Consider the following 25,670-nt stretch of genomic DNA (forward strand, 5'->3'; position numbering starts at 1 on the left):
TAGATGTCTCCCTGGCACGATAACTTCGCCCCGCCCTGCCCTCCCGCTCCCACTCCTTCCGGCCAAGGAGAGTGCGTCATCAACGCGTCCAGCCCCCCTGCCGTAGAACTTCACGGCATCACCAAGCGGTTCCCCGGCGTCGTCGCCAACAAGGACATCGCCATCACGGTCCGCAAGGGCACCGTGCACGCCCTCATCGGCGAGAACGGTGCCGGCAAGTCGACCCTCATGAAGATCCTCTACGGCATGCAGAAGCCGGACGAGGGCACCATCGCCGTCGACGGCGAGCAGGTGACGTTCGCCAGCCCCGGTGACGCCATCGCGCGCGGCATCGGCATGGTGCACCAGCACTTCATGCTCGCCGACAACCTCACCGTCCTGGAGAACGTCGTCCTGGGCGGCGAGAAGCTCCACGGCATCGGCGCCAAGGCGCGGAAGAAGATCCAGGAGATCTCCGACGCGTACGGCCTCGGGGTCCGCCCCGACGTCCTCGTCGAGGACCTCGGCGTGGCCGACCGCCAGCGTGTGGAGATCCTCAAGGTCCTCTACCGCGGTGCCAGGATCCTCATCCTCGACGAGCCGACCGCCGTGCTCGTCCCGCAGGAGGTCGACGCGCTCTTCGACAACCTGCGGGAGCTCAAGTCCGAGGGCCTGACCGTCATCTTCATCTCGCACAAGCTGGGCGAGGTCCTGAAGGTCGCCGACGACATCACCGTCATCCGCCGGGGCACCACGGTCGGCACCGCCGACCCGAGGACCGCCACCACCAAGCAGCTCGCCGAGCTGATGGTCGGCACCGAGCTGCCGTCGCCGGAGACCCGCGAGTCGACCGTCACCGACGTGCCGATGCTCAAGGTCGACGGGCTGACGCTCACCGAGGCCGGCGCCGCGTCCGCGGCCCCGCTCACCAGCGCGGCCCCGCCGGACCCGTCCGGCGCGGTCGGGCTCCAGGAGGTCGGCGAGGGCCGCAAGCTCCTCGACGCCGTCTCCCTGACCATCCACAAGGGCGAGATCCTGGGCATCGCCGGCGTCGAGGGCAACGGCCAGACCGAGCTCATCGAGGCCCTCATGGGCATGAACAGCCCCGACGAGGGTGTCATCACCCTCGACGGCCAGGACATCTCCAAGGTCTCGGTGCGCAAGCGCCGCGAGGGCGGCATCGGCTACATCCCCGAGGACCGCCACCGGCACGGCCTGCTCCTGGAGGCCCCCCTCTGGGAGAACCGCATCCTCGGCCACGTCACCGAGGCGCCCAACTCCAAGCGGGGCGTCCTCGACCCGAAGGCGGCCCGCAAGGACACCGAGCGGATCGTGCGCGAGTACGACGTCCGCACCCCGGGCATCGACGTCACCGCGTCCTCCCTCTCCGGCGGCAACCAGCAGAAGCTGATCGTCGGCCGCGAGATGAGCCACGCGCCCAAGTTCCTGATCGCCGCCCACCCCACCCGCGGTGTGGACGTCGGCGCCCAGGCGCAGATCTGGGACGCGATCCGCGACGCCCGCCGCGAGGGCCTCGCGGTGCTGCTGATCTCCGCCGACCTCGACGAGCTGATCGGTCTGTCCGACACCCTCCGGGTCATGTACCGCGGCCGGCTCGTCGCGGACGCCGACCCCGCCACCATCACGCCCGAGGAGCTGGGCTCCGCCATGACCGGCGCGGCCACCGGCCGCCTGGAGGGCACCGAAGCGCAGTCCGAAGACGGTGACGCCCGATGATGAAATTCGACAAGGACAAGCTGATCATCGGCGCCGCCGGCCCGGTGCTCGCGCTGGTCACCTCGTTCGTGCTCACCGTCCTGGTGCTGCTCGCGACGGGCCTCGACCCGATCGAGCCGATCCGGCTGATGATCGACAACGCCGGTTACTCGGACATCCAGGTCCTGATCGTCAACCAGACCGGCATCTACTATCTGGCAGCCCTGGCCGTGGCCATCGGCTTCCGGATGAACCTCTTCAACATCGGCGTCGACGGCCAGTACCGGCTCGCCGCGATGGTCTCGGCCCTCGTCGGCGCCTCCATCGAGCTGCCCGGCCCGCTGCACATCCTGGTCATCGTGATCGTCGCGATGCTGACCGGCGCCTTCTGGGCCGGCATCGCCGGCATCCTGAAGACCAGCCGCGGCGTCTCCGAGGTCGTCTCGACGATCATGCTGAACGCGATCGCGACCTCCCTGGTGGCCTGGCTGATCCTGCCGAAGAACTTCGGCGTCCAGCCGCAGGGCTCGAACAACCTCACCACCGGCAAGATCCCCGAGTCGGGCTGGTTCCCCGGCATCGACATGGGCGAGGGCAACGGGGTCATCTACGGCTTCACGTTCGTCGCCCTCGCCCTCGGCGTCGTCTACTGGTTCGTCCTCAACCGCACCCGCTTCGGCTTCGACCTGCGCGCCACCGGCGCCAGCGAGTCCGCCGCGCAGGCCAGCGGCGTCGACGCCAAGAAGATGATCCTCACCTCGATGCTGCTCTCGGGCGCGCTGGCCGGTCTCTCCGGCATGCCGACGCTGCTGGGCGAGTCCCACACCTACAGCCTCGACTTCCCGACCGGTGTCGGCTTCACCGCCATCACCATCGCGCTGCTCGGCCGCAACCACCCGGTCGGCATCCTCTTCGCCGCGCTCCTCTTCGCGTTCCTCGACAAGGCGTCCTCGACGCTCGACACCGAGGGTTACCCGAAGGAGATCACCCAGATCATGCAGGGCATCATCGTGATCGCCGTCGTGGTCTCGTACGAGCTCGTCCGCCGTTACGGCATCCGCCGCCAGCAGCAGAAGGTCGGCGAGGAACTCGCCGCCGGCGGTGCCATCAAGACCGACAAGGAGGTCGCGGCATGAGCACCACCACCGTCTCCAAGCCGAGCGCCGCGCCCAAGGGCGGCGGACGCCGCAAGCTCACCTGGCCGTGGATCCTGCTGATCGTGGCGGCCGGCCTCGTCCTCTTCTCGCTGGTCCGGGTCATCTCCGGCGCGAACGACCTCACCTCCGTCGGCCAGGTCTCCGGCGCGCTGCAGCTCGCCGTCCCGATCGGCCTCGCCGGCCTCGGCGGCCTGTGGGCGGAGCGCGCGGGCGTCGTCAACATCGGCCTCGAAGGCATGATGGTGCTCGGCACCTGGTTCGGCGCCTGGGCCGGCTACCAGTGGGGCCCCTGGGTGGGCGTCCTCTTCGGCCTGCTGGGCGGCGCGCTCGGCGGTCTGCTGCACGCGATCATCACCGTCACGTTCAACGTGAACCACATCGTCTCCGGTGTGGCGATCAACATCCTCGCGGTGGGCTTCACCCAGTACCTGTCGAACTTCACGTTCGCCGAGGCCGAGGGCGGCTCCTCCAAGCAGTCCCCGCGCATCGACCCGATCACCGACATCACCATCCCAGGGCTCTCGGACTGGCTCGGCGACCTCCAGGGCAAGCACTGGTTCCTGATCTCGGACATCGCCGGCATCCTCGGCGGCCTGGTCACCAACCTGTCGCTGCTGACCGTCGTCGCCATCCTGCTGATCCCGGCCACCTGGTGGGTGCTCTGGCGCACGGCCTTCGGCCTGCGGCTGCGCTCCTGCGGCGAGAACCCGGTCGCGGCCGAGTCCCTCGGCGTGAACGTGTACAAGTACAAGTACATCGCCGTCACCACCTCCGGCGCCCTGGCCGGCCTCGGCGGCGCGTTCCTCGCGATCGTCGCCACCGGCATCTACCAGGAGGGCCAGACCGGCGGCCGCGGCTACATCGGTCTCGCCGCGATGATCTTCGGCAACTGGATGCCCGGCGGCATGGCGCTCGGCGCCGGCCTCTTCGGCTTCACCGACAGCCTCAAGCTGCGCGGCGGCGCCGAGAACGTCCACGCCCTGCTGCTGCTCGTGGCGCTGCTCCTGGTGATCGCCGCGCTGTGGCAGATGTACCGCAAGAAGTGGGTCGTGGCGGCGATCGGCGCGATCTTCGCCGTCGGCTTCTTCCTCTGGTACGTGCTGACCGACGAGGTCCCGAGCCAGTTCGTCGACGCGGCCCCGTACGTCACCACCCTGCTGGTGCTCGCCCTCTCGGCACAGCGCCTGCGGATGCCCAAGGCCGACGGTCTGCCCTACCGGAAGGGCCAGGGCAAGTGACGACCGCCCTTCCCGAGGCCGACTGGGAGGCCCTGAGGGTCACGGCCCGCGAGGCCATGGACCGCGCCTACGCCCCGTACTCGGGCTACCCGGTCGGCGCGGCGGCGCTCGTCGACGACGGGCGGACGGTCTCCGGCTGCAACGTGGAGAACGCCTCGTTCGGGCTCGGCCTGTGCGCCGAGTGCGGGCTCGTCTCCCAGCTGCAGGCCACCGGTGGCGGCCGGCTGACGCACTTCGTCTGCGTGGACGGCCGGGGCGAGTCCCTGGTGCCGTGCGGCCGCTGCCGGCAGCTGCTGTACGAGTTCGGGGGGCCCGAGCTCGTCCTGGAGACGCCCGCCGGGTTCCTGACGCTGGCGGAGATGCTCCCGCAGGCATTCGGACCGGACCACCTCGCCAAGTAGCACTTCGGAGCGGCCCTTCCGGCACGATGGGAAGGGCCGCTCCTCCTTTCCCCCTCTATGCGCGTAGAAAGAGGCACCACCATGGACGTCATCTCCGTCATCCGCACGAAGCGGGACAAGGGCGAGCTGAGCCCGGAGCAGATCGACTGGGTCATCGACGCCTACACCCGCGGAGTCGTCGCCGACGAGCAGATGTCGGCCCTGGCCATGGCCATCCTGCTCAACGGCATGAACCGCACGGAGATCGCCCGCTGGACCGCCGCGATGATCGCCAGCGGCGAGCGCATGAACTTCGACGCGCTTTCCCGCCCGACCGCCGACAAGCACTCCACCGGCGGCGTCGGCGACAAGATCACCCTGCCGCTCGCCCCGCTCGTCGCCGCCTGCGGCGCGGCCGTGCCGCAGCTCTCCGGCCGCGGCCTCGGCCACACCGGCGGCACGCTCGACAAGCTGGAGTCCATCCCCGGCTGGCGCGCCCTGCTCTCCAACGAGGAGATGCTGCACGTCCTCGACACCACCGGCGCGGTCATCTGCGCGGCCGGCGACGGCCTGGCCCCCGCGGACAAGAAGCTCTACGCGCTCCGCGACGTCACCGGCACCGTCGAGGCGATCCCGCTGATCGCCTCGTCGATCATGTCCAAGAAGATCGCCGAGGGCACCGGCTCCCTGGTCCTGGACGTCAAGGTCGGCACCGGTGCCTTCATGAAGAACATCGAGGACGCGCGTGAGCTGGCGCGGACGATGGTCGGTCTCGGCACCGACAGCGGCGTGAAGACCGTCGCGCTGCTCACCGACATGTCCACCCCGCTGGGCCTGACCGCCGGCAACGCGCTGGAGGTCCGCGAGTCGGTCGAGGTCCTCGCGGGCGGCGGCCCGAAGGACGTCGTCGAGCTGACGATCGCCCTCGCGGCCGAGATGCTCGACGCGGCCGGCATCAAGGACGCCGACCCGGCGAAGGCCCTCGCGGACGGCTCCGCGATGGACGTCTGGCGCCGGATGATCGCGGCCCAGGGCGGCGACCCGGACGCCACCCTCCCGGTCGCCCGCGAGCAGCACGTCGTCACCGCCCCCTCCACCGGCGTCCTCACCCGCCTCGACGCCTACGACATCGGCATCGCCGCCTGGCGCCTCGGCGCCGGCCGCGCCCGCAAGGAGGACCCGGTGCAGGCGGGCGCCGGCGTCGAGCTGCACGCCAAGCCCGGGGACACCGTCACGGCCGGCCAGCCGCTGCTGACCCTCCACACGGACACCCCGGAGAAGTTCGACTACGCCCTCGGCTCCCTGGAGGGCGCCTGGGACATCGCGGCCCCCGGCACCACCTTCACGCCGAACCCGATCGTCCTGGACCGCATCGCCTGACACCCGCCGCGCGACGGGAGCCGGTACGGCCCGCTACACCGGCTCCCGCAGCAGCCCCGGCAGCGCGCGCATGTCGTCGAAGACGACCGTGCGAGGGCCGGCCAGGCGGTCCGCGCGGGTCAGGCCGCCGCAGTAGCCGAAGGCGCGCATGCCGGCGGCGCGAGCGGCCTGGACGCCGTACGGGCTGTCCTCGACGACCGCGCAGCGCTCCGGCGGGACGCCCATGGACGCGGCCGCGTGCAGGAAGAGGTCCGGGGCGGGCTTGCCGCGGGCGACGTCGCGGGCGCTGAACACACGGCCCTCGAAGCGGTCGAGCAGTCCGGCCCGGCCCAGGTTCTTCCGGATGGTGGCGTGGCTGCCGTTGGAGGCGAGGCAGTACGGCACGGACAGGGTGTCGAGGACGTCGACGACGCCCTCGACGGCGGTCAGCTCCGCGTCCAGGGCGTCCTCGTACCGCTGCCTGAAGGGGTCCTGCCAGCCGGGTTCGAGGGGGTGGCCGCGCCGTTCCTCGACGATCGCGGTGAGCATCTCGTGCGAGGAGCCGACGAAGTGCTCGACCACCTCCGCCTCGGTGAACTCGGCCCCGAGCGAGGCGAACACCTCCCGGTCCACACGGCAGTAGATCCGCTCGCTGTCCACCAGGACGCCGTCACAGTCGAAGATCACCAGTTCGACAGGCTCAAGAGTCATGATCGGGAGCCTAGCGATGAGTTCCGGCGGCCCGGACGGTCGTACGGAACGTGGACACCAGCCAGCCCCTCTTCGTGACCCTGCCCGCCCGGCCAGGCCGGGAGGACGTCGCCCGGCTCTGCGCCGAGCTCGCCGCCGCCCCGCCCGGGGAGGTGGTCTGCGAGATCGGCGCGCTCACGCACCCCGATCTCGCCGCCGTGGACGCCCTCGCCCGGCTGAGGCTCGCGGCCGGCCGGCGCGGCCACCGGATCCGCTTCCACGGAGCGGGGCCCGAGCTGCGGGCCCTGCTCCTCCTCACCGGCCTGGACGAGCCCCTGGGCCCCCTGTGACGGCCGCCTAGGCGTCCAGCCGCGCCGGGAGGTCGAAGAGCGGGAACCAGCGCTCGGTGTCCAGGAAGAAGTCCATGCCGGCGACCTTGCCGTCGCGGAGCTCCAGGACGATGAGCGCCCAGGGGCCGTAACCGCCGGCCGGATCCGGGTGGTACTGGGCGAAGGCCGGGGAGCCGTTGGCCACGGTCGGCACGAGCTTCGAGCCGGCGCAGACCTCGCCGACGCCCAGCATCCAGCCGACGATGTCGTCGTGGCCCCGGAGCCACAGGTCGTACGGCGGCATGGACATGGTCGCGTCCTCGTGGAGGAGCGCGGTGAGCGCCTCCATGTCGTAGCCCTCGAAGGCGGCGACGTACCGCTCCAGGAGCGCCTTCTGCTCCTCGTCGAGCGGGTTCGCCGCGTCGGAGGCGGCCGGCGCCTGCTCGGCGAGGGTCGCGCGGGCCCGCTGGAGGGCGCTGTTGACCGAGGCGACGGAGGTGTCGAGGAGCTCGGCGACCTCACTGGCCTTCCACGCGAGCACCTCGCGGAGGATGAGGACGGCACGCTGCTTGGGCGGCAGGTGCTGGAGCGCGGCGACGAACGCGAGCCGGACGGTCTCGCGGTGCACGGCCGTCTCCGCGGGGTCGGCGATCGAGGGGAGTACCCGCCCGTCGGGTACGGGCTCCAGCCAGGTGATCTCCGGCTGCTTGACGAGCTGCGCCTGCGCCACCGGCGTCGCGGAGGTGAGGTCCATCGGCCGCGCCCGCCGGTTGCCTGCGTTGAGCGCGTCCAGGCAGACGTTGGTCGCGATCCGGTAGAGCCAGGAGCGCAGCGAGGAACGGCCCTCGAAGGAGTCGATGGCCTTCCAGGCGCGGACCATGGTGTCCTGCACCGCGTCCTCCGCCTCGAAGGAGGATCCGAGCATCCGGTAGCAGTAACCGGTCAGCTCCCTGCGGTACTTGTCGAGTTCCTCGGTCGTCGCGGTCGCGGCGTCACTCATCGGGTCCACACCCCACTCACCCCTCGCCGGCGCCCGTTCGGCGCCGGTGAGGGGAAGCTATCGCAGTGGACTGACAGTCGGGGTCAGGTTCCCGGCTTGCGCCCGTAGATGTAGACGTCGTCGCCGTTCCTGAGCAGGTTCCAGTACGCCTTGGCGTCGGCCGACCGCATGTTCACACAGCCGCCGGAACCCGGCGGGTTCCACATCGACTTGGTCGTCGAGTGGAACGCCTGGCCGCCGTCGAAGAACTGCGAGTACGGCATGGAGACGTGGTACAGCGTCGACCAGTGGTTGATGTTGCGCCAGTAGATCTTCTTGGAGCCGGGCCGGGTCTCGGTGCCGTCCTTGCCCGTACGCACCGGAACCGGGCCGTACTTGAGGCGGGCGCCGTCCTGGATCCAGCTCAGCTGTCGCGTCAGGTCGACGCAGGCGATGCGGCCCCGGTTGGTCGGGCAGGCGCCCGAGCGGTTGGGGTTGGTGCCGGCGGCCTTCTGCTGGAGCATCGTGTTCATCGTGCGCCAGGTGATCGTCCCCGCGTACCCCATGGTCGGGGTGATGCCGTGCTTGCGCTGGAAGGACTGGATGGCCTGACAGTCTCCGAGCGACTGGCGGCCGTCGACCGCGCGCCCGAGGAACTTCTCCACCTGCTTCTGGTACGGCCCCGTCGTCACGTTGCAGGACGCCGCCTGCGCCGGTGCCGCGCCGAGCGCGATCGTCATCGGCACCACGAGTGACGTGAGGCCGACCGCGATGCCCGCTCTCTTGCCTATCCGATCCATGATCCGGTTCATGATCGTCAACTCCCCCTTGAGTCCTGTCCCGTAGGACGCGCGGGGGAGTCTTCCAGTTGCAGGACCGCGGGGGGAGGGGTCAGGAGGCGGCGAGCCGCAGCCGGCGGGCCTGCGTCCGGGCGCTGAGGCTGCCGTACAGCGTCACCGAGACGACGCCGAGGACGGCGATCAGACCGATGAGGACCGTGCCCGCCCAGCCGCCCGCGTGGAAGGCGATCGCGCCGAGCGTGCCGCCCGCGCTGCTGCCCAGGTAGTACGCGGACTGGTAGAGCGCGGACGCCTGCGCGCGGCCGGTCGTCGCCGTGCGGCTCACCGAGGAGGAGGCCACCGCGTGGCCCGCGAAGAAGCCGGCGGTGATCAGGACCAGGCCCGCCAGGACGGCGGCGAGGGAGTCGGAGAGCGAGAGCAGCAGGCCCGCGGCGGTGGTGGAGACCGCCAGGTAGAGCGCGCCGCGCCGGCCGAGCCGTCCGACCAGCCGTCCGGCGGCCGCGGAGGCCACCGTGCCGACCAGGTAGATCAGGAAGATCGAGCCGATCACACCCTGCGGGAGCGAGAACGGCGCCTCGACGAGGCGGTAGCCGATCACCGTGTACACGGCGCCGAAGACCGTCATGAACAGGGCGCCGATCACGTAGAGACGCACCAGCAGCGGGTCGGACAGGTGCCCGCGGACGGTGCTCGCCAGCGCCTTCGGGTTCAGCGTGCCCGGTGTGAAGTGCCGCGCCTTCGGGAGCAGCGTGCGGAAGGCGATCGCGCAGAGCAGCGAGGTCAGTCCGACGGCGGCCAGACCCGCGCGCCAGCCCCACATCTGGGCGACCCAGCCCGTCACCAGCCGGCCGCTCATGCCGCCGATGGAGTTGCCGGCGACGAAGAGGCCGATCGCGGCGACCAGCGCCTTGGGCCGGACCTCCTCGGCGAGGTAGGCCATCGCGGAGGCCGGGAGCCCGGCGAGCGCGGCGCCCTGGAGGGCGCGGAGCACGACCAGGGACTCCAGGTTCGGGGCGAGCGGGACCAGGAGGGCGAGGACGACCGCGGCCGTCAGGGAGGCGGTCATCGTCGTCCGCCGGCCGAAGCGCTCCGAGAGGGCGCTGAGCGGGAGCACGCAGAGGGCCAGGGCGCCGGTCGCGGCGGAGACCGTCCAGGAGGCTGCGGAGGCGGTGGCGCCGAACTCGGCCGAGATGGCCGGGAGGAGGGCCTGCGTGGAGTAGAGGAGGGCGAAGGCGGCCAGTCCCGCGGCGAAGAGGGCGAGGCTCAGCCGGCGGTAGCCGGGGGCGCCGGGGGAGAGGCGGGTGTCGGCGGACGCGCTGGTGGCGGCCGCCTTGGTACTGGCAGGAAGCATGTCACGAACGTAGGACGCCCCGCTTCATGCGTCCAATGCACGGAACTGCTGTAATCGTTCCCATGGTGCATGAGTAAAGGTCACAGCCTCGCCTGTCACCGAACAGTAACGAAGATGACATGGGACACCTGCTCGCGCCGCGGCTCGCGTACTTCGCCGCCGTCGCCCGGCACGAGCACGTGACCCGCGCCGCCGCCGAGATGGGCGTGCCGCAGTCGACCCTGTCGCGGGCCATGGTCCGGCTCGAACAGGACCTCGGCGTCGCCCTCTTCGCCCGCCGCGGCCGCACCGTCTCCCTCACCCCGGCCGGCCGCCGCTTCCTCACCGCCGCCGAGCGGGCGCTCGCCGAGGTGGAGCGGGCCGCCGACACCGTGCGGGCCGACGCGGACCCCTCCGCCGGGCGGGTCGCGTTCGGCTTCCTCCACACCATGGGCTCCGAGACCGTCCCCGGCCTCCTGCGCGCCTTCCGCGTCGACCACCCGGGGATCCGCTTCACCCTCGTCCAGAACTACGGCGAGGCGATGATCGAACGGCTCCGGGCCGGCGACCTCGACCTCTGCCTGACCTCCCCGGTGCCGGACGCCCCCGACCTGGTGGCCCGCCGCCTCGACGAACAGCGGCTGCGGCTCGTCGTCCCGGACGACCACCGGCTGGCCGGCCGCCGGCGCGTCCGCCTCGCCGAGGCCGCGGACGAGACCTTCGTGACCCTGGAACCGGGGTACGGCCTCCGCCGCATCACCGACGACCTGTGCGCGGAGGCCGGCTTCAGGCCCCGGATCGCCTTCGAGGGCGAGGAGGCCGAGACCCTGCGCGGACTGGTCGCCGCCGGCCTCGGCGTCGCCCTGCTGCCGCCGCCCGCCGTCCCCCGGCCCGGCGTCGTCGAACTCAACGTCACCGCCCCCCGCGCGGTCCGGGAGATCGGCGTCGCCTGGCTCGACGGCCATCCGGACACCGCGCCGGTGGCCGCCTTCAAGAAGTTCCTGCTCGGCCGGCGCGGTCACCTGCTCCCGAAGGAGCCGTCACCTCCGGCGTGAGCCGCCGAAGCCCGCCGCCAGCGGCATCCGCAGGCCCAGCGGCGGCGGCGCCGCCATCGCGTCCGCCACCGGGCGGGCGACGGGCCGGGCGAAGAGCGCGCCGAGGGCGAAGTCGGCGGCGAGCGCCCGGACCTCGTCCGCGTACTGGCGCAGCGCGTGGCCGTCCGTGTGCACCTCGAAGCGGCAGGTGTCGCGGTTGGCCTTCTTCGCCCGCTCGGCGAAGCGGAACGACAGCTCCGGGTCCGTCCGCGCGTCGTTCGTGCCGTGCACCAGCAGCACCCGGCGCCCGACCAGCTGCCGCACCGGCTCCGGCTCGGCCGCCACGTCGTCCTCCGGCAGCCAGGGGGCCATGGCCAGGACCGCGCCGACCGCCTCGTGCCCGGCCGCCCGCAGCGCCGCCCGGCCGCCGAGACCGTGCCCGACGAGGCAGACCGGGACGTCGCCGTACCGCCGCACGGCCTCGGCGACCGCCCAGGACGCGTCCGCCGCGAGCTGCGCGTCGGTGCCGTTCCAGCCGCGGCCCCGGTAGCGCACCACGTGCGCGACGAGCCCTTCGGACCGGCCCGCGCGGACGAGGTCGCGGCCGAACGGCAGCATCGCCGCGTGCGCCCGGGCCGAGGCCCGCCGCCCCGACACGGGCTCGCCGTCCGGCAGGAGCAGCACCACGCCGCCCACCGCCGCCGACGTGCGGGAACCGCCAACGGGACGTCCGAGCCGGGGTCTCCGGGCCTCGGACGGCCCCACGAGTGCGTAGTGCGCCATGACAGAACAGTCTCAGAAGCGGAGGTGTACACCAGTGGTACGCGCGATCTCTGTTACGTATCGTCCGGAGAGCGAACACCCGTGGGCCCTCCGCCTGTTCGGACCGGTTCGCCGGACCGTCGTCCGCACGCCCGTCCGCGGCGGGGAAAATCGGCGCCCGCGCGGCGCGACGGGGCGCGCTCTACGCGCGTAGGGGCTACAGTGCGAAAATGACGAGCCAGACTCCCAACGTCCCCACCGCGGACCAGATCCGCCGTGCCCCGAAGGTGCTGCTCCACGACCACCTCGACGGCGGACTGCGCCCCGGCACGATCATCGAACTCGCCCGGGAGCAGGGTTACGACCAGCTCCCCGAGACGGAGCCCGACAAGCTCGGCATCTGGTTCCGCGAGGCGGCCGACTCCGGTTCGCTGGAACGGTACCTGGAGACCTTCGCGCACACCTGCGCCGTCATGCAGACCCGCGAGGCCCTGGTCCGCGTCGCCACCGAGTGCGCGATCGACCTCGCCGAGGACGGCGTGGTCTACGCGGAGGTGCGCTACGCCCCCGAGCAGCACCTGGAGGGCGGACTCACCCTCGAAGAGGTCGTCGAGGCCGTCAACGAGGGCTTCCGGGAGGGCGAGCGGCAGGCCAGGGCCGACGGGTACCGCATCCGGATCGGCGCCCTGCTGACCGCCATGCGGCACGCGGCCCGGGCCCTGGAGATCGCCGAACTCGCCAACCGCTACCGCGACTCCGGCGTGGTCGGCTTCGACATCGCGGGCGCCGAGGCCGGCTACCCGCCCACCCGCCACCTCGACGCCTTCGAGTACCTCAAGCGGGAGAACAACCACTTCACGATCCACGCGGGCGAGGCGTTCGGCCTGCCGTCGATCTGGCAGGCGCTCCAGTGGTGCGGTGCCGACCGGCTCGGCCACGGCGTCCGGATCATCGACGACATCGAGGTCGCCGACGACGGCACGGTCCGGCTCGGCCGCCTCGCCGCCTACGTCCGCGACAAGCGCATCCCCCTGGAGATGTGCCCCTCGTCCAACCTCCAGACCGGCGCGGCCGCCTCGTTCGCCGAGCACCCGATCGGCCTGCTCCGCACCCTCCATTTCCGGGCCACGGTCAACACCGACAACCGGCTCATGAGCGGTACGACCATGAGCCGGGAATTCGAGCTGCTGATCGAGGCATTCGATTACACGCTCGACGACATGCAGTGGTTCACGGTCAATGCGATGAAATCAGCGTTCATTCCTTTCGATGAACGCCTGGCGATGATCAATGAGGTCATCAAGCCCGGATATGCCGAGCTGCGGTCCGAATGGCTGTTCCAGCAGACCGCCACGACCAGCGACTCTTCCCGTACGACGGGCTGATCGGCGCCCCGTCCGGGGTGAGGAGGCGGCCGGGTCGGTGCGACACCCGGCCGCTTTCCGGTGTTTGCGGAGGGGTCGATCACTGGTTAGGTTGCAGAGCCGCTCTGCATTCCCAGGATTTCCCCTCCCGGCTTTCCCGGAAGCCCCCGGATTCCACAAGGAAGATTTTCAGATGAAGCAGTCTGCCGCCAAGAAGCTCGGTGTCGCCGCTCTCGGTGCCGCTTTCGCCGTCACCGCCGCCGGCACGGCCTCCGCCGCGCCGTCCCTGCCGCTCGACGCCGACGCGCTGGGCACGGTGACCAAGGCCGTCCCGCTGGGTGACGGCCTCACCGAGCTCCCCGACGGCGCCGCCGAGTCGCTCGCCGGCGGGCAGGGTGCCCTCGGCCAGGGCGTCGACCAGGGCGTGAAGACCCTGCCGGCCGCCGCCGGCCAGGCCACCCAGAGCCTGCCGCTCGACGCCGCCGCCGGCGGCCTCGGCGCCACCCCGCTCGGCGGCCTCCTGGGCGGCCTGCCGCTCGGCGGCCTCCCGATCGGCTGACACCCGCCGCACACGCCGAAGGGGCGCGCACCCGGACTCTCCCGGATACGCGCCCCTTCGGCGTGCGCGGTGCGTGCGGCTACCAGGCCGCGGACGCCCGCTTCTCGGACGGCAGGAAGATCCAGAGCGCCAGGTACAGCAGGAACTGGGGGCCGGGCAGCAGGCACGAGACCAGGAAGATCAGGCGCATCGTCCACGCGGAGGTGCCGAAGCGCCGTGCCAGCGCCGCGCACACTCCGCCGATCACGCGTCCGTCACGGGGGCGGATGACTGCGGCCATGGTGGGCTCCTTCGGAGTCGGTCCGGGAGCCGCTCCGTCGGGCTCCCGATGACTCGATGGTGCCGCCGGACGGGTGCGTCGGGCGTCGGTCTACCGGGCGATCGGAACCCTGGAAATCGTCGGGGTCGAACCCTGAGCCGTCTCGTTCCGGGGGAGGGCGGAGCCCTGACCGGACCCGCTCCCCGCGGATGAGCTCCCCCGTCGCGGCTCCGACCTGCGGCGCAGCCAGCCGCGGCCGGCCGGGACGAACAGGAGATGGGCGAGGGCCACGCCCGCCGTGTTCAGCAGCACCGAGTCCACGTCGACGACCTGCCCCGGCACGGCGGTCTGCAGCAGCTCCACGGCCAGCGACAGCAGCGCGCCGGCGGCGGTCGTCCGGGCCAGGGAGGCCCAGCGGGAGACGTCGAGCCTGCCGTCGGCCATCGGCAGCAGCACCCCGAGCGGCGCCAGGAGCAGCAGGCCCTCGCCGATCCGCCGGGCCGCCGCGCCGGCGCCGAGGGCCAGGTCGGCCCGCAGGCCGTGCAGCGGGATCGTGTTCGGCGCGGTCACCCAGGCCACGTCACGTGGCCGCAGACCGACCCAGGCGACGAGCAGCAGATGCGCGAGGAGGAGAGAGAACCCCACCACGCGGACGACCACGGCGGCACCACCGCCCGAACCTTGACGCTGCACGCCCCCCAAGACGCCCGTCACGGCGGAATCGGTTCCGCCGCCCGCCGGACGCCTCACCGGGTCAGCCCGTCGACGTCGCCGTCGGAGCGGCCGCCGGCGCCGTCGGCGGGGTGGACTCCGGGCGCTCGCGCAGCTCCGTCGTGCACCGGTAGCGCTTGGGCGGGTAGGCGCCGGGGCCGCCGAGCAGGACCGTGTGGCCGCCCGCGCCCGCCGAGCTCTCCGCGAAGGTGCAGACGATCTGCGACAGGGCGGTCGGGGCCAGGTCCTCCGGCTGCCGGCTCAGCCGCAGCGTGCCCGCCGGATCGCCCTTGGACCCGCCGCCCACCGTCAGCGGACCCCGCACGGCGCTCGTGAAACCGGCCTGCCGCTCGCTGTCCGACGGCTCGGCGGACAGCTGCGCGAGCAGCCCCGTGGCCGTACGCACCGGGTCGCCGCCCGCCTTCTCCTCCGGCAGCGGCGCCCGCCGGTCCACCGGCTCCAGCTGCGAGCCGCAGACCAGGAACACCCGGACCGGCACGCCCTGCGCGGCCGTCGGCGACGGGGACTCGTCGGTGACGCTGCAGGGGACCCGCGACGGGGCCGCGCCCGCGTCGACGGGGACGGACGTCGTCCTGATCCCGCAGCCGGTGACCAGCACGGCCAGCGCGGCCGCGCTCAGGGCGCCGGCTCCCGCCGTGCGCCCGAAGGTGCGGCGCCTCACTCTTCCTCCACCTCGCCCTGGCTGCTGCGGGTCTGCACCTCGCGCGTGATCCCCGACGCGTCGAGCGGCAGCCGCAGCACGAACACCGCGCCGTCCACCGATCCGTCCTCGCCGACCGAGTTGGACGCCGTGATCGACCCGCCGTGGATCAGGGCGTTCTCCATGGCGATCGACAGGCCGAGACCGCTGCCCTCGGACCGCGGCCGGGACGCGCTCGCCTTGTAGAAGCGGTCGAAGACGTGCGGCAGCACCTCCTCGGGGATGCCGGGCCCGTGGTCGCGGACCGAGATGACCAGCTCCTCGGCCTCCGTGCGCACCGAGACCCGCACCGGCGAACCGCCGTGCTTGAGCGCGTTCCCGATCAGGTTCGCCAGGATCACGTCCAGGCGGCGCGGGTCGAGCGGCGCCACGATCCCGCGCTCGGCGTCGAGGTCGACGGCGTCCAGCCAGGCCCGTGCGTCGATGCAGGCGGTGATCTGGTCGGCGATGTCCACCTCGTCGAGGACGAGGCGCGCGGTGCCCGCGTCGAAGCGGGTCACCTCCATCAGGTTCTCCACCAGGTCGTTCAGCCGCCGCGTCTCGCTCACCACCAGCGCCACCGCCGGGGCGATCATCGGGTCCAGGGTGTCCTGCTCGTCCTCCAGGACCTCGGTGACGGCCGTCAGCGCGGTCAGCGGGGTGCGCAGCTCGTGCGACATGTCGGCGACGAACCGGCGGCTGGACTCCTCCCGCGCGCTCATGTCCGCGACCTTCTTCTGCAGGGACTCGGCCGCGCTGTTGAACGTACGGGACAGATCGGCGAGTTCGTCCGCGCCGGAGACCCGCAGCCGGGTGTCGAGCTTGCCCTCGCCGAGCTGCCGGGCCGCCTCGCCGAGCCGGTGCACCGGGCGCAGCACGGTCGTCGCCGCGACCTGCGCGAGCAGCACGGAGCCGACGACGGCGAGCGCGGTCGCGATCCCCAGGGACCAGGCGAGCGAGTTCAGGTCGGCCTTCTCCGCGGCCAGCGACTTGAACATGTAGCCGGCCGGTCCGCCGCCGTCGATCCGCGTCCCGCCGACCAGGTACGGCGTTCCGCCCCGCTCGGTGCGCTGCCAGAAGAGGTGGTGGCGGTAGGGATCGGCCTCCGTCACCTGCCGCTCGGTGTCCACGGCCTCGCGCAGCGACAGCGGCACGTCGGCGAGGGTGAAGTCGTCGGGGTCGGAGGCGCCGACGATCGGCTTGCCCGCGTCCCGCTCGCCGAGGAGCAGCACCTGGTAGTTCGCGGCGCTGCCGCCCGCCATCTGCTCGGCGGTCCGCCGCAGGTCGTCCTGGGTGGGCCGGAGCGGCAGCGTGGCGGCCCGGTTCTGCATCTCCTGCCGGAAGTCGTTGAGCGCCCCGTCCTGGGTACGGGTCAGCACCGCCTCGCGGTTGAGCCAGTACGCGATGCCGGAGGCGGCGACGGCCGCGGTGAGCGCGACCAGGGCGAAGACGACGACGAGCCGCAGCCGCAGGCTGGAGAGGCGTGACCGCGCGAGGATCCCCGTACTCACGCAGGGACGTCCAGCCGGTAGCCGACGCCCCGCACGGTGCGGATGAGCGTGGGCGAGGACGGCACGTCCTCCACCTTGGCGCGCAGCCGCTGCACGCAGGCGTCGACGAGCCGCGAGTCGCCCAGGTAGTCGTGCTCCCACACCAGCCGCAGCAACTGCTGCCGGGAGAGCGCCTGTCCGGGCCGCCGGCTCAGCTCCAGCAGCAGCCGCAGCTCGGTCGGGGTCAGCTGGAGGTCCTCGCCGTTCTTGGTGACCGTCATCGCGGACCGGTCGATGACCAGGGACCCGTACGTCGCGGAATCCGTCGACTCCCGCTCGCCGCGCCGCAGTACGGCCCGGATGCGGGCGTCGAGGACCCGCCCCTGCACCGGCTTCACGACGTAGTCGTCGGCACCGGACTCCAGTCCCACGACCACGTCGATGTCGTCACTGCGCGCGGTGAGCAGGATGATCGGCAACTGGTCGGTGCGACGGATCCGCCGGCAGACCTCGAAGCCGTCGATGCCGGGCAGCATGACGTCGAGCACGACCAGGTCCGGCCGCTGCTCGCGCAGCAGCAGGAGCCCGTCCTCGCCCGTGGCGGCGGTGGCCACCCGGTGGCCCTGCCGGGACAGGGAGAGTTCGAGGGCCGTGCGGATGGCGTCGTCGTCCTCGATCAGCAACAGAAAAGGCACGGGCAGCATTCTGTCGCATTCGGCCGTCCGAGTTCGACCGCTGGGAGGCGCGCTTCTGTTCCGCCCCCTGTGACACGGCTGTGACAGTCGGCGGACAACGCCATGAAGTCCCAGGGGCAAGCTTCTTGGCACACGGACCGAAACACACTCCAACCGACGGGGGGCGCGAGATGAACGCACTGCACAGCACCACCTCAAGCGCAGTTGTCACGCGTCTCCACGACGTCGTGCGGAGCACGGAGAAGTCCGGCGCGGTGAACGGGCGGGGGTGCGTTCGCAGCGTCGGGCGTCAGCGCAAGGCGCCGTACATGGTGGCCGTTGCTGACGGGGGAGCGGCGTACGGGGAGGGCACGGGGGAACGCGTCACCTGCTCGGAGGCCGAGTTCACGGCCTACGTCCAGGAGCGTCGTGCCTCCCTGTACGCCACCGCCTACCACCTCACCGGTGACCGTTTCGAGGCCGAGGACCTGCTCCAGAGCGCGCTGTTCTCCACGTACCGCGCCTGGGACCGGATCAGCGACAAGGCCGCGGTCGGCGGATACCTCCGCCGCACCATGACCAACCTGCACATCAGCGCCTGGCGCCGGCGCAAGCTCAACGAGTACCCGACCGAGGAGCTCCCCGAGACGGTGGGCGAGACGGACGCGATGCGGGGCACGGAGCTGCGCGCGGTCCTGTGGCAGGCCCTCGCCCGGCTGCCCGAGCTCCAGCGCACGATGCTGGTGCTGCGCTACTACGAGGGCCGGACCGATCCGGAGATCGCGGAGATCCTGGACATCAGTGTCGGCACGGTGAAGTCGAGCATCTGGCGCTCGCTGCGGCGACTGCGCGAGGACGAGGTGCTGAGCTTCGGCCGTGACGAGGAGGAGTCCTTCGGCGAGCTGGTGGCCTGAAGGTCGGGGGGAACGGGGAAGGACCGCGCGGGCCACGGGGGAAACGGGGCTCGCGGGGTCCCCACGGGGGAAACACGGGGGAACCGTACGGGGGTACGGGGATGACGAAGCGGGCTGTACGGGCCGGGGGGTCTCGTACAGTCCGCTTCGTGCTGTGCGCCGGACGGCGACGGCGTCAGTTCGCCGCCGGGGTGCGGTGGCGGCCGGCCGCCGCGGCGGCGAGGCGGCCGAGGGCCTCGGGCTTCGCGCAGGGGTGGGCCCCCAGCTGGGCCTGACGGGCCACGATGGCGCGCTCGGCCCGCATCAGACGCCAGCCGCGGCGCAGCAGGAAGGGCACCGACTTCCGGCCCTCGCGCAGGTCGCGGGCGAGACGGCGCCGGAAGGTCGTCGAGGGGCGGCCGCGCAGGCAGAGCGCGTCGGCCAGGACGTCGAGCTCGCGGCAGCGGCCCACGATCTCGGCCGCGAAGATGCCCTCGGCCACGAACAGCGGGGTCCGCTCGATGTCGAACCGCTCCCGGCCGACGCGCGAGCTGGTGGAGATGTCGTAGAGGGGGACGTCGGTGCGTCCCGTGCGGCACAGCTCGACGATGGCGGCGACGGCCGCGTCGGCGTCCCAGGACCTGGGGGAGTCCCAGTCGATGTCCGTGCTGCCGTCGACGAGCGGGAGTGACGGATCGTCGCACTCCTTGTAGAAGTCGTCGAGGCGCAGGACCGGGAGGCCGGTGACGGCGGCGAGGGACGACTTGCCGGAGCCGGAGGGGCCCGCGAGCAGGACGACGCGGGTCGGGATCGGTTGGGAACTCACGGGACACCAGTGTGAAGCATTCCCCCGTGCAGGGGACCCCCGCAGGAGGCCGTTGGTATCGAGCATCACACCTCGACTACTGTCGGTTGCCGCTCGGTCACCCCTCGGAAGGATCGTCATGGCGCGTCACGCAGAACCCCGCACCCCCCGCCGCAGCGCCCTGCTCAAGGCCGGGCTCACGGTCACGGCGGCGGGCGCCGCGCTGGTCGGAGCGGGCGCCGCGGCCCAGGCCGCCGCCCCGGTGCCGCTGCCCGTCGACTCGCTGAGCCGGACCGACGCCGCCGCGGCCGGGACGGGCGCACTGTCCGGCATCACCCACGGCGTGGGCCCGCTCACCCGGCTCCAGCTCGACCCGCTGGCCAACACCGGCGTCGACCCGCTCGCCAACGGCCTCGGCACCCAGGTCGCCGACTTCAAGCCGATCGGCACGAACCTGGTCACCGACCACATCACGAAGGGCGGAGCGGTGGCCGACCTCCCGGTGGCCGGACCGCTCACCCAGGGGCTGCTGCCCTAGGGGCGACGCTCAGCGGCGGCCCCGGCGGAGCCAGCCCTGGGCCCTGCGGGGCTGGGGCGGCCTCGGCCCGGAGTCGTGCGGGGACCGCCCGCTGTGCGGCTGGACGTCCTTCAGGCGCCCGCGCCACGGCCCGTCCGCCATCCGCAGATGGACGATCAGCGGGCCCTCGGGCAGCGGGAAGGTCTCCCGGCGCCGGCCGATCTCGTTGACGGCCGAGCGGCGGCGCTCCGGCAGCGTGGCGGGGTCGTCGTGGTCCGCCAGCTCGTAGAGGTGGACGATGAAGTTGTCCTTGCCCCGGTAGTGGAAGGCGGCGTCCGCCGCGCCCCCGGTGTGCAGCAGGACGTCCGGCCCCTCGCACTCCAGCGGCTCCTCGGTCAGCCGCCGGGCGGCCGCCAGCGGCAGGATCCGCATCTCCCAGGGGCCGTCCGCCCGCAGCTTCAGCCGCAGCCTGCCGTTCGACGGCACCACGGGGAGCACCCGGCCCCGGAAGTCCTCCTGCGTGCTGTTGATCAGGCTGCTCTCCTCCTTGTTGAAGCGGGTGAGCGGCCACAGCCCCGTGTACCCGTCGCCGTCGACGGCCAGCTCGACCACCACCGGGCCGGGCGGGAGGTCCTCCACGGTGATCACGTCGTTGCCCCGGCCGCTGCGCGTCCGCGGCGCGAACAGGCCGCCGAACGTCCAGTCCGGGGCGCCGGGCGCGGCGGCCGCCCCGAAGGGGTCGGGCGCGGGTCCCGAGGCCGTCTTCCCCGGCGCCTCGATCGGGAAGGGGTACGGGGCGGGAACCGGTGCCACCGGCGGCGCCGGGGCGGGAGCCGGGGCCGGGGCGGGCCTGACGGCCGGTGTCACGGCCTCCGGGGCCTTCGTCATCGACGGGGGCGCCGCCACGGGCACGGGAGCCACCGGGGGCCCCTCGGCGGCCACGTCGACGCCGTGGTCGACCGCGAGGCCCTCCAGGCCGTCCGGATAGCCCTGCCCCACCGCGCGGAACTTCCAGCCGCCCGCGCGGCGGTACAGCTCCGCGAGGACCATCGCGGTCTCCCCGCCGGCGTCGGTCACGGCGTAGCGCGCGACCGAGGTGCCGTCCGGCGCGAACGCCTCCACGGCCAGCCCGGCCGCGTCCCGCAGGGCGCCGCCCTCCGTCGACGCGACGACCAGGACGCGGGAGACCTCCTCCTCGGTCGCCGTCAGGCCGGCCTCCAGCCACACCGTGCCGTCCTCGCCCCCGACGAGCCGCACGGCCCCCGAGGGATGGACCGGGGCGCCGTGGAAGACGATGTCCGCGTCGCCCCTGACCCGGCCCCGCTCCGTCAGCAGCAGCGCCGCGACGTCGACGCCCCCGCGGACGGCGACGCGCAGCGCCACCGTCGGGACGAAGGTGTTGGCACCCTTGCCCATGTCCCCCATGACGTACCGGCCTCTCCGCTCGTGTCACCGACACCGTCGGTCCCCTCCGGATCTTGCGGCGGACGGGGCCGGTGGGGCAAGACCCGGCGGGCGGGCGGGCGGGCGGGCGGGCGGGAACGGCGAACGGCCCCCGGGTGCGCACACCCGGGGGCCGTTCGCGGAGCCGTCAGTACGAGGAGCCGCTCGCGCCCAGCGAGCCCGTCGGGTGCCAGACCGTCTTCGTCTCCAGGAAGGCGGTCATGCGGTCCGTGCCGGGGGAGTCGGCGAAGTCCTCGGTCCGGGGACGCAGGACGCGCTTGAGGTTGTCCGCCGCCGCGATCTCCAGGTCGCGGGCGAGGTCTCCCTCGGTCGCGCCGGTGAGGTCGATGGCGTTGACGTCCTGGTGGGCCGCGAGGTGCGGGCCCATCTCGGCGGCCTTGCCGGAGAGGATGTTGACGACACCGCCGGGCAGGTCGGAGGTGGCGAGCACCTCGCCCAGGGACAGCGCCGGCAGCGGGGACTTCTCGCTCGCGATGACGACGGCCGTGTTGCCCGTCGCGATCACCGGGGCGATCACCGACACCAGGCCCAGGAAGGACGAGTCCTGCGGGGCGACGACCGTGACGACACCGGTCGGCTCGGGGGAGGAGAGGTTGAAGTACGGGCCGGCGACCGGGTTGGCGCCGCCGACGACCTGGGCGATCTTGTCGGTCCAGCCGGCGTACCAGACCCAGCGGTCGATCGCCGCGTCGACGACCGCGGCCGCCTTCGACTTCGACAGGCCCTCCGCGTCCGCGACCTCGCGGACGAACTGCTCCCGGCGGCCCTCCAGCATCTCGGCGACGCGGTAGAGGATCTGGCCGCGGTTGTACGCGGTCGCGCCCGCCCAGCCGCCGAACGCCTTGCGGGCGGCGACGACCGCGTCACGGGCGTCCTTGCGGGAGGAGAGTGGCACGTTCGCCAGCCACTTGCCCTTCGAGTCCGTCACCTCGTACACCCGGCCGCTCTCGGAGCGGGGGAACTTGCCCCCGACGTACAGCTTGTAGGTCTTGAAGACGCTCAGCCGCGTCGCCGACTCAGACATCGAGGTATGCCTCCAGACCGTGACGGCCGCCCTCGCGGCCGAAGCCCGACTCCTTGTAACCGCCGAAGGGCGAGGTCGGGTCGAACTTGTTGAACGTGTTGGCCCAGACGACACCCGCGCGGAGCTTGGAGGCGACCGCCAGGATGCGGGAGCCCTTCTCCGTCCAGATGCCGGCGGACAGGCCGTACTGGCTGTTGTTGGCCTTCGCGACGGCCTCGTCCGGCGTGCGGAAGGACAGCACCGAGAGGACCGGGCCGAAGATCTCGTCGCGGGCGATCCGGTGCGCCTGCGTGACGTTCGTGAAGAGCGTCGGGGCGAACCAGTAGCCGGCCGACGGGATCTCGCAGGAGGCGGTCCAGCGCTCGGCGCCCTCCGCCTCGCCCTGGTCCACCAGCGACGTGATGCGGGCCAGCTGCTCCGAGGAGTTGATGGCGCCGATGTCGGTGTTCTTGTCGAGCGGGTCGCCCAGGCGCAGGGTGTTCAGACGGCGCTTGAGCGAGTCGAGCAGCTCGTCCTGGATCGACTCCTGGACGAGGAGGCGCGAGCCCGCGCAGCAGACCTGGCCCTGGTTGAAGAAGATGCCGTTGACGATGCCCTCGACGGCCTGGTCGATCGGGGCGTCGTCGAAGACGATGTTGGCGCCCTTGCCGCCCAGCTCCAGCGTCACCTTCTTGTCGGTGCCGGCGACCGAGCGCGCGATGGCCTTGCCGACGGCGGTCGAGCCGGTGAAGGCGACCTTGTTCACGTCCGGGTGCCCGACGAGCGCGGCGCCCGTCTCCCCGTACCCGGGGAGGATGTTGACGACGCCCTTCGGCAGGCCCGCCTGGCGGCAGATGTCCGCGAAGAACAGGGCGGAGAGCGGGGTCGTCTCGGCCGGCTTGAGGACGACCGTGTTGCCGGTCGCGAGCGCCGGGGCGATCTTCCACGCCAGCATCAGCAGCGGGAAGTTCCACGGGATGACCTGGCCGGCCACGCCCAGCGGGCGCGGGTTCGCGCCGTAGCCGGCGTGGTCGAGCTTGTCGGCCCAGCCCGCGTAGTAGAAGAAGTGCGCGGCGACCAGGGGGAGGTCCGCGTCGCGGGTCTCCTTGATCGGCTTGCCGTTGTCCAGGGTCTCCAGGACGGCCAGCTCGCGGCTGCGCTCCTGGATGATCCGGGCGATCCGGAAGAGGTACTTGGCGCGCTCGGAGCCGGGCAGCGCGGACCACTTCTCGAATGCCTTCCGCGCCGCCTTCACCGCGCGGTCCACGTCCTCGGCGCCCGCCTGGGCGACCTCGGAGAGGACCTCCTCGGTGGAGGGGGAGACGGTCTTGAAGACCTTGCCGTCGGCCGCCTCGACGAACTCGCCGTCGATGAAGAGGCCGTAGCTGGGGGCGATGTCGACGACGGACCGGGACTCCGGCGCCGGCGCGTACTCGAATGCAGATGCCATGTTGATCAGTCCACCGTCACGTAATCGGGGCCGGAGTAACGGCCGGTCGCCAGCTTCTGGCGCTGCATCAGCAGGTCGTTGAGCAGGCTGGAGGCGCCGAAGCGGAACCAGTGGTTGTCCAGCCAGTCCTCACCCACGGTCTCGTTGACGAGAACCAGGAACTTGATCGCTTCCTTGGTGTTGCGGATGCCGCCGGCCGGCTTCACACCGATCTGCACGCCGGTCTGGGCGCGGAAGTCGCGCACGGCCTCCAGCATGAGGAGGGTGTTGGCGGGGGTGGCGTTGACCGCGACCTTGCCGGTCGAGGTCTTGATGAAGTCCGCGCCGGCCATCATGCCGAGCCAGGAGGCGCGGCGGATGTTGTCGTACGTGGACAGCTCGCCGGTCTCGAAGATCACCTTGAGGCGGGCGCGGTCGCCGCACTCCGCCTTGATCGCGGCGATCTGCTCGTAGACCTTCAGGTAGTGGCCGGCGAGGAAGGCGCCACGGTCGATGACCATGTCGATCTCGTCGGCGCCGGCGGCGATCGCGTCGGCCGTGTCGGCGAGCTTCACGGGGAGCGCCGCGCGCCCGGCCGGGAAGGCGGTCGCGACCGAGGCGACCTTGACGCCGGTGCCCGCGACGGCGGCCTTGGCGGTGGCCACCATGTCGGGGTAGACGCAGACCGCGGCGGTCGTCGGCGTCGTGCGGTCGGTCGGATCGGGGTTGACGGCCTTGGCGGCGAGCGCCCGGACCTTGCCCGGGGTGTCCGCGCCTTCGAGCGTCGTCAGGTCGATCATGGAAATGGCCAGGTCGATGGCGTATGCCTTGGCCGTGGTCTTGATCGAGCGGGTGCCGAGGGACGCGGCGCGCGCCTCCAGGCCGACGGCGTCGACGCCGGGCAGCCCGTGGAGGAAGCGGCGCAGCGCACCGTCGGACGCGGTCACGTCGGCGAATGCGGATGCTGCGGATGCAGTGGTGGGCATGGTCACCAGTCGAGCATATCTACGCGCGTAGCGACCTGTACAGGGGCCACCCTTCGCGGAGCCCGAGGTCACAGGCCGCCGACCGGCGTGGTGACCGTCGGCCCGGGGGCCGTTCACCGCCTCCGTGAGCCCTGTCACACGGCCGTGGCAGGGAGCGGACCGCCCCCTCATACAAGATCATCGGACGGCCACCGCCCCGACGGCATCATCCTGTACGCGGACCTCGTGGCCACGCGGGCCGCCTGAGCCTCCACCGGCGCGCTGAGGCACAATCGGCGGCATGACGACCCCCGACCCGACCCCCGAGCCGAGTCACGAGCCCGGCCGCGAGTCGACCCCCGCACAGCCGGCCGCCGACAAGCCGGCCGCCGACCGTGTCTTCCGTTCGCCCCTCGGGATCGCCAGTGGCGTGTTCCTGCTGGCCCTCGCGGGCCTGTTCTGCGTCGACGCGGCCGTCCGCGGCGAGGGCCGGACCCCGTGGGTCGCGCTCGCGGGGCTGCTCCTCGCGGTCCCGCTGATCATCGCCTTCACGATCCGCCCGGCGGTGTACGCCAACGAGGACCGGCTGCGCGTCCGCAACCCGTTCCGGTCGATCACGCTCCCGTGGGCCTCGGTCGCCGACGTCCGCGCCGGCTACTCCAGCGAGGTCTTCACCCAGGACGGCGCCACGTACCAGCTGTGGGCGATCCCCGTCTCGCTGCGCCAGCGGAAGCGGGCGGCCCGCCGGGCCGCCCGTGCCTCGCAGGACGACCCGCACGGCCGGACCTCCGTCACCGCCGACGTGCGCGACTCGGCCTCCCGGATCGCCTCCGGCGACAAGACCGTCGCCGACCTCCGCGAGCTCGCCGAGGCCCGCGCCGGCCACCCCGGCTCGCAGGGCGAGCCGCAGGTCCGCTGGGCGTACGAGATCGTCGGCCCCGCGGTCGCCGGACTGCTGCTGCTCGTGATCCTGCTCGCGACGGGCTGACCCCGAGGCGTAGGTCCGCACGGCCGCGAGCGCCTGGGAGGGGGACTCCTCTCCCCAGAGCGCGTCGATCAGTTCGTGGGCGGTGGCGGTCCGGCC

Annotated in this window: 27 protein-coding genes; 12 read left to right on the forward strand and 15 right to left on the reverse strand. The window is 72.4% G+C overall.

The features are described 5' to 3' along the window. Positions 1-3 precede the first annotated feature (3 nt). From AB0424_RS28990 to AB0424_RS29010, 5 genes are all read left to right on the forward strand, one after another. On the forward strand, positions 4-1,716 hold the full coding sequence (locus AB0424_RS28990) for an ABC transporter ATP-binding protein (RefSeq protein ID WP_366309538.1): 1,713 nt from the start codon (positions 4-6) through the stop codon (positions 1,714-1,716). Then, positions 1,713-2,831, forward strand: coding sequence for an ABC transporter permease (locus AB0424_RS28995; protein WP_366309539.1), 1,119 nt, complete (start codon positions 1,713-1,715; stop codon positions 2,829-2,831). Before AB0424_RS28990 ends, AB0424_RS28995 begins: the two co-directional genes overlap by 4 nt. Beyond that, positions 2,828-4,090 carry an ABC transporter permease gene (locus tag AB0424_RS29000; RefSeq protein WP_366309540.1) on the forward strand — a complete coding sequence of 421 codons (1,263 nt, stop codon included), beginning with the start codon at positions 2,828-2,830 and terminating at the stop codon, positions 4,088-4,090. The genes AB0424_RS28995 and AB0424_RS29000 overlap by 4 nt, the downstream gene beginning before the upstream one ends. Then, a complete protein-coding gene (locus AB0424_RS29005; RefSeq protein ID WP_366309541.1) occupies positions 4,087-4,491 on the forward strand; it encodes a cytidine deaminase in 405 nt (134 codons plus the stop codon). The genes AB0424_RS29000 and AB0424_RS29005 overlap by 4 nt, the downstream gene beginning before the upstream one ends. Before the next feature lie 81 nt (positions 4,492-4,572). Then, entirely contained in the window at positions 4,573-5,850 is a 1,278-nt protein-coding gene (locus AB0424_RS29010) for a thymidine phosphorylase (protein ID WP_366309542.1), read from the forward strand. 33 nt (positions 5,851-5,883) lie between these two features. On the opposite strand, the gene AB0424_RS29015 is transcribed toward AB0424_RS29010, so the two are convergent. Further along, positions 5,884-6,540 (reverse strand): HAD family hydrolase, encoded by a 657-nt coding sequence (locus tag AB0424_RS29015; RefSeq protein WP_366309543.1) that lies wholly within the window; start codon positions 6,538-6,540, stop codon positions 5,884-5,886. Between the two features lie 50 nt (positions 6,541-6,590). Here AB0424_RS29015 and AB0424_RS29020 point away from each other — a divergent pair, with 50 nt between their 5' ends. Next, entirely contained in the window at positions 6,591-6,869 is a 279-nt protein-coding gene (locus tag AB0424_RS29020; RefSeq protein ID WP_366309544.1) for an STAS domain-containing protein, read from the forward strand. 7 nt (positions 6,870-6,876) lie between these two features. On the opposite strand, the gene AB0424_RS29025 is transcribed toward AB0424_RS29020, so the two are convergent. The 3 genes from AB0424_RS29025 to AB0424_RS29035 all read right to left on the reverse strand — a co-directional run bounded on the left by AB0424_RS29025 (position 6,877) and on the right by AB0424_RS29035 (position 9,978). Next, entirely contained in the window at positions 6,877-7,848 is a 972-nt protein-coding gene (locus AB0424_RS29025) for a sigma-70 family RNA polymerase sigma factor (RefSeq protein WP_366309545.1), read from the reverse strand. 83 nt (positions 7,849-7,931) lie between these two features. Then, positions 7,932-8,627, reverse strand: coding sequence for a L,D-transpeptidase family protein (locus AB0424_RS29030; protein ID WP_366309562.1), 696 nt, complete (start codon positions 8,625-8,627; stop codon positions 7,932-7,934). A 91-nt stretch (positions 8,628-8,718) separates the two neighbouring features. Further along, positions 8,719-9,978: an MFS transporter gene (locus tag AB0424_RS29035; RefSeq protein ID WP_366309546.1), complete on the reverse strand. Its 1,260-nt coding sequence runs from the start codon at positions 9,976-9,978 to the stop codon at positions 8,719-8,721. Between the two features lie 119 nt (positions 9,979-10,097). Here AB0424_RS29035 and AB0424_RS29040 point away from each other — a divergent pair, with 119 nt between their 5' ends. Next, entirely contained in the window at positions 10,098-11,012 is a 915-nt protein-coding gene (locus AB0424_RS29040) for a LysR family transcriptional regulator (RefSeq protein WP_366309547.1), read from the forward strand. Here AB0424_RS29040 and AB0424_RS29045 read toward each other — a convergent pair. After that, positions 10,998-11,774 (reverse strand): alpha/beta hydrolase, encoded by a 777-nt coding sequence (locus AB0424_RS29045; RefSeq protein ID WP_366309548.1) that lies wholly within the window; start codon positions 11,772-11,774, stop codon positions 10,998-11,000. The genes AB0424_RS29040 and AB0424_RS29045 overlap by 15 nt on opposite strands. 209 nt (positions 11,775-11,983) lie before the next feature. Between AB0424_RS29045 and AB0424_RS29050 the strand changes: the two genes are divergently transcribed. Together AB0424_RS29050 and AB0424_RS29055 are read left to right on the forward strand one after the other, a co-directional pair. Beyond that, positions 11,984-13,138 carry an adenosine deaminase gene (locus AB0424_RS29050; RefSeq protein WP_366309549.1) on the forward strand — a complete coding sequence of 385 codons (1,155 nt, stop codon included), beginning with the start codon at positions 11,984-11,986 and terminating at the stop codon, positions 13,136-13,138. Positions 13,139-13,310: 172 nt separating this feature from the next. Then, positions 13,311-13,676: a hypothetical protein gene (locus AB0424_RS29055; RefSeq protein WP_366309550.1), complete on the forward strand. Its 366-nt coding sequence runs from the start codon at positions 13,311-13,313 to the stop codon at positions 13,674-13,676. Between the two features lie 79 nt (positions 13,677-13,755). Here the strand turns inward: AB0424_RS29055 and AB0424_RS29060 are convergent, their stop codons facing one another. The 5 genes from AB0424_RS29060 to afsQ1 all read right to left on the reverse strand — a co-directional run bounded on the left by AB0424_RS29060 (position 13,756) and on the right by afsQ1 (position 17,531). After that, positions 13,756-13,956: a PspC domain-containing protein gene (locus tag AB0424_RS29060; RefSeq protein WP_366309551.1), complete on the reverse strand. Its 201-nt coding sequence runs from the start codon at positions 13,954-13,956 to the stop codon at positions 13,756-13,758. A 90-nt stretch (positions 13,957-14,046) separates the two neighbouring features. Continuing rightward, a complete protein-coding gene (locus AB0424_RS29065; protein ID WP_366309552.1) occupies positions 14,047-14,583 on the reverse strand; it encodes a VanZ family protein in 537 nt (178 codons plus the stop codon). Positions 14,584-14,689: 106 nt separating this feature from the next. Then, positions 14,690-15,328 (reverse strand): hypothetical protein, encoded by a 639-nt coding sequence (locus tag AB0424_RS29070; protein WP_366309553.1) that lies wholly within the window; start codon positions 15,326-15,328, stop codon positions 14,690-14,692. After that, positions 15,325-16,857 carry a HAMP domain-containing sensor histidine kinase gene (locus AB0424_RS29075; RefSeq protein WP_366309554.1) on the reverse strand — a complete coding sequence of 511 codons (1,533 nt, stop codon included), beginning with the start codon at positions 16,855-16,857 and terminating at the stop codon, positions 15,325-15,327. The genes AB0424_RS29070 and AB0424_RS29075 overlap by 4 nt, the downstream gene beginning before the upstream one ends. Next, positions 16,854-17,531 (reverse strand): two-component system response regulator AfsQ1, encoded by a 678-nt coding sequence (gene afsQ1, locus AB0424_RS29080; RefSeq protein ID WP_267045480.1) that lies wholly within the window; start codon positions 17,529-17,531, stop codon positions 16,854-16,856. The genes AB0424_RS29075 and afsQ1 overlap by 4 nt, the downstream gene beginning before the upstream one ends. Positions 17,532-17,701: 170 nt before the next feature. On the opposite strand from afsQ1, the gene AB0424_RS29085 reads away from it, so the two are divergent. Then, positions 17,702-18,424 carry a SigE family RNA polymerase sigma factor gene (locus AB0424_RS29085; RefSeq protein WP_366309555.1) on the forward strand — a complete coding sequence of 241 codons (723 nt, stop codon included), beginning with the start codon at positions 17,702-17,704 and terminating at the stop codon, positions 18,422-18,424. 175 nt (positions 18,425-18,599) lie between these two features. On the opposite strand, the gene AB0424_RS29090 is transcribed toward AB0424_RS29085, so the two are convergent. Then, positions 18,600-19,295 carry an ATP-binding protein gene (locus tag AB0424_RS29090; RefSeq protein ID WP_366309556.1) on the reverse strand — a complete coding sequence of 232 codons (696 nt, stop codon included), beginning with the start codon at positions 19,293-19,295 and terminating at the stop codon, positions 18,600-18,602. A 52-nt stretch (positions 19,296-19,347) separates the two neighbouring features. On the opposite strand from AB0424_RS29090, the gene AB0424_RS29095 reads away from it, so the two are divergent. Then, complete coding sequence (locus AB0424_RS29095; protein WP_366309557.1) at positions 19,348-19,746, forward strand: hypothetical protein; 399 nt, start codon at positions 19,348-19,350, stop codon at positions 19,744-19,746. Between the two features lie 9 nt (positions 19,747-19,755). Here the strand turns inward: AB0424_RS29095 and AB0424_RS29100 are convergent, their stop codons facing one another. The 4 genes from AB0424_RS29100 to deoC form a co-directional block, all read right to left on the reverse strand. Further along, a complete protein-coding gene (locus AB0424_RS29100) occupies positions 19,756-21,141 on the reverse strand; it encodes a TerD family protein (protein ID WP_366309558.1) in 1,386 nt (461 codons plus the stop codon). Between the two features lie 175 nt (positions 21,142-21,316). Continuing rightward, a complete protein-coding gene (locus tag AB0424_RS29105; RefSeq protein ID WP_366309559.1) occupies positions 21,317-22,213 on the reverse strand; it encodes an aldehyde dehydrogenase family protein in 897 nt (298 codons plus the stop codon). Then, positions 22,206-23,642 (reverse strand): aldehyde dehydrogenase family protein, encoded by a 1,437-nt coding sequence (locus tag AB0424_RS29110; protein ID WP_366309560.1) that lies wholly within the window; start codon positions 23,640-23,642, stop codon positions 22,206-22,208. The genes AB0424_RS29105 and AB0424_RS29110 overlap by 8 nt, the downstream gene beginning before the upstream one ends. A gap of 5 nt (positions 23,643-23,647) precedes the next feature. Beyond that, positions 23,648-24,607 carry a deoxyribose-phosphate aldolase gene (gene deoC, locus AB0424_RS29115; protein WP_026058305.1) on the reverse strand — a complete coding sequence of 320 codons (960 nt, stop codon included), beginning with the start codon at positions 24,605-24,607 and terminating at the stop codon, positions 23,648-23,650. A gap of 280 nt (positions 24,608-24,887) precedes the next feature. Between deoC and AB0424_RS29120 the strand changes: the two genes are divergently transcribed. After that, positions 24,888-25,574 carry a PH domain-containing protein gene (locus AB0424_RS29120; protein WP_366309561.1) on the forward strand — a complete coding sequence of 229 codons (687 nt, stop codon included), beginning with the start codon at positions 24,888-24,890 and terminating at the stop codon, positions 25,572-25,574. Positions 25,575-25,670 lie beyond the last annotated feature (96 nt).

It is taken from the genome of Streptomyces sp. NPDC051180 (assembly GCF_040689545.1).
Taxonomy (GTDB): Bacteria; Actinomycetota; Actinomycetes; order Streptomycetales; family Streptomycetaceae; genus Streptomyces.

What these genes read in the sequence shown, in the direction of transcription:
- AB0424_RS29085 (WP_366309555.1), top strand. Translation starts at nt 17,702, where the DNA reads ATGAACGCACTGCACAGCACCACCTCAAGCGCAGTTGTCACGCGTCTC.
- AB0424_RS29015 (WP_366309543.1), bottom strand. Translation starts at nt 6,540, where the DNA reads ATGACTCTTGAGCCTGTCGAACTGGTGATCTTCGACTGTGACGGCGTC.
- AB0424_RS29105 (WP_366309559.1), bottom strand. Translation starts at nt 22,213, where the DNA reads ATGTCTGAGTCGGCGACGCGGCTGAGCGTCTTCAAGACCTACAAGCTG.
- AB0424_RS29010 (WP_366309542.1), top strand. Translation starts at nt 4,573, where the DNA reads ATGGACGTCATCTCCGTCATCCGCACGAAGCGGGACAAGGGCGAGCTG.
- AB0424_RS29060 (WP_366309551.1), bottom strand. Translation starts at nt 13,956, where the DNA reads ATGGCCGCAGTCATCCGCCCCCGTGACGGACGCGTGATCGGCGGAGTG.
- AB0424_RS29000 (WP_366309540.1), top strand. Translation starts at nt 2,828, where the DNA reads ATGAGCACCACCACCGTCTCCAAGCCGAGCGCCGCGCCCAAGGGCGGC.
- AB0424_RS29090 (WP_366309556.1), bottom strand. Translation starts at nt 19,295, where the DNA reads ATGCTCGATACCAACGGCCTCCTGCGGGGGTCCCCTGCACGGGGGAAT.
- AB0424_RS28995 (WP_366309539.1), top strand. Translation starts at nt 1,713, where the DNA reads ATGATGAAATTCGACAAGGACAAGCTGATCATCGGCGCCGCCGGCCCG.
- AB0424_RS29100 (WP_366309558.1), bottom strand. Translation starts at nt 21,141, where the DNA reads ATGGGCAAGGGTGCCAACACCTTCGTCCCGACGGTGGCGCTGCGCGTC.
- AB0424_RS29110 (WP_366309560.1), bottom strand. Translation starts at nt 23,642, where the DNA reads ATGGCATCTGCATTCGAGTACGCGCCGGCGCCGGAGTCCCGGTCCGTC.
- AB0424_RS28990 (WP_366309538.1), top strand. Translation starts at nt 4, where the DNA reads ATGTCTCCCTGGCACGATAACTTCGCCCCGCCCTGCCCTCCCGCTCCC.
- AB0424_RS29050 (WP_366309549.1), top strand. Translation starts at nt 11,984, where the DNA reads ATGACGAGCCAGACTCCCAACGTCCCCACCGCGGACCAGATCCGCCGT.
- AB0424_RS29030 (WP_366309562.1), bottom strand. Translation starts at nt 8,627, where the DNA reads ATGGATCGGATAGGCAAGAGAGCGGGCATCGCGGTCGGCCTCACGTCA.
- deoC (WP_026058305.1), bottom strand. Translation starts at nt 24,607, where the DNA reads ATGCCCACCACTGCATCCGCAGCATCCGCATTCGCCGACGTGACCGCG.
- AB0424_RS29095 (WP_366309557.1), top strand. Translation starts at nt 19,348, where the DNA reads ATGGCGCGTCACGCAGAACCCCGCACCCCCCGCCGCAGCGCCCTGCTC.
- AB0424_RS29055 (WP_366309550.1), top strand. Translation starts at nt 13,311, where the DNA reads ATGAAGCAGTCTGCCGCCAAGAAGCTCGGTGTCGCCGCTCTCGGTGCC.
- AB0424_RS29035 (WP_366309546.1), bottom strand. Translation starts at nt 9,978, where the DNA reads ATGCTTCCTGCCAGTACCAAGGCGGCCGCCACCAGCGCGTCCGCCGAC.
- AB0424_RS29045 (WP_366309548.1), bottom strand. Translation starts at nt 11,774, where the DNA reads ATGGCGCACTACGCACTCGTGGGGCCGTCCGAGGCCCGGAGACCCCGG.
- AB0424_RS29120 (WP_366309561.1), top strand. Translation starts at nt 24,888, where the DNA reads ATGACGACCCCCGACCCGACCCCCGAGCCGAGTCACGAGCCCGGCCGC.
- AB0424_RS29040 (WP_366309547.1), top strand. Translation starts at nt 10,098, where the DNA reads ATGGGACACCTGCTCGCGCCGCGGCTCGCGTACTTCGCCGCCGTCGCC.
- AB0424_RS29025 (WP_366309545.1), bottom strand. Translation starts at nt 7,848, where the DNA reads ATGAGTGACGCCGCGACCGCGACGACCGAGGAACTCGACAAGTACCGC.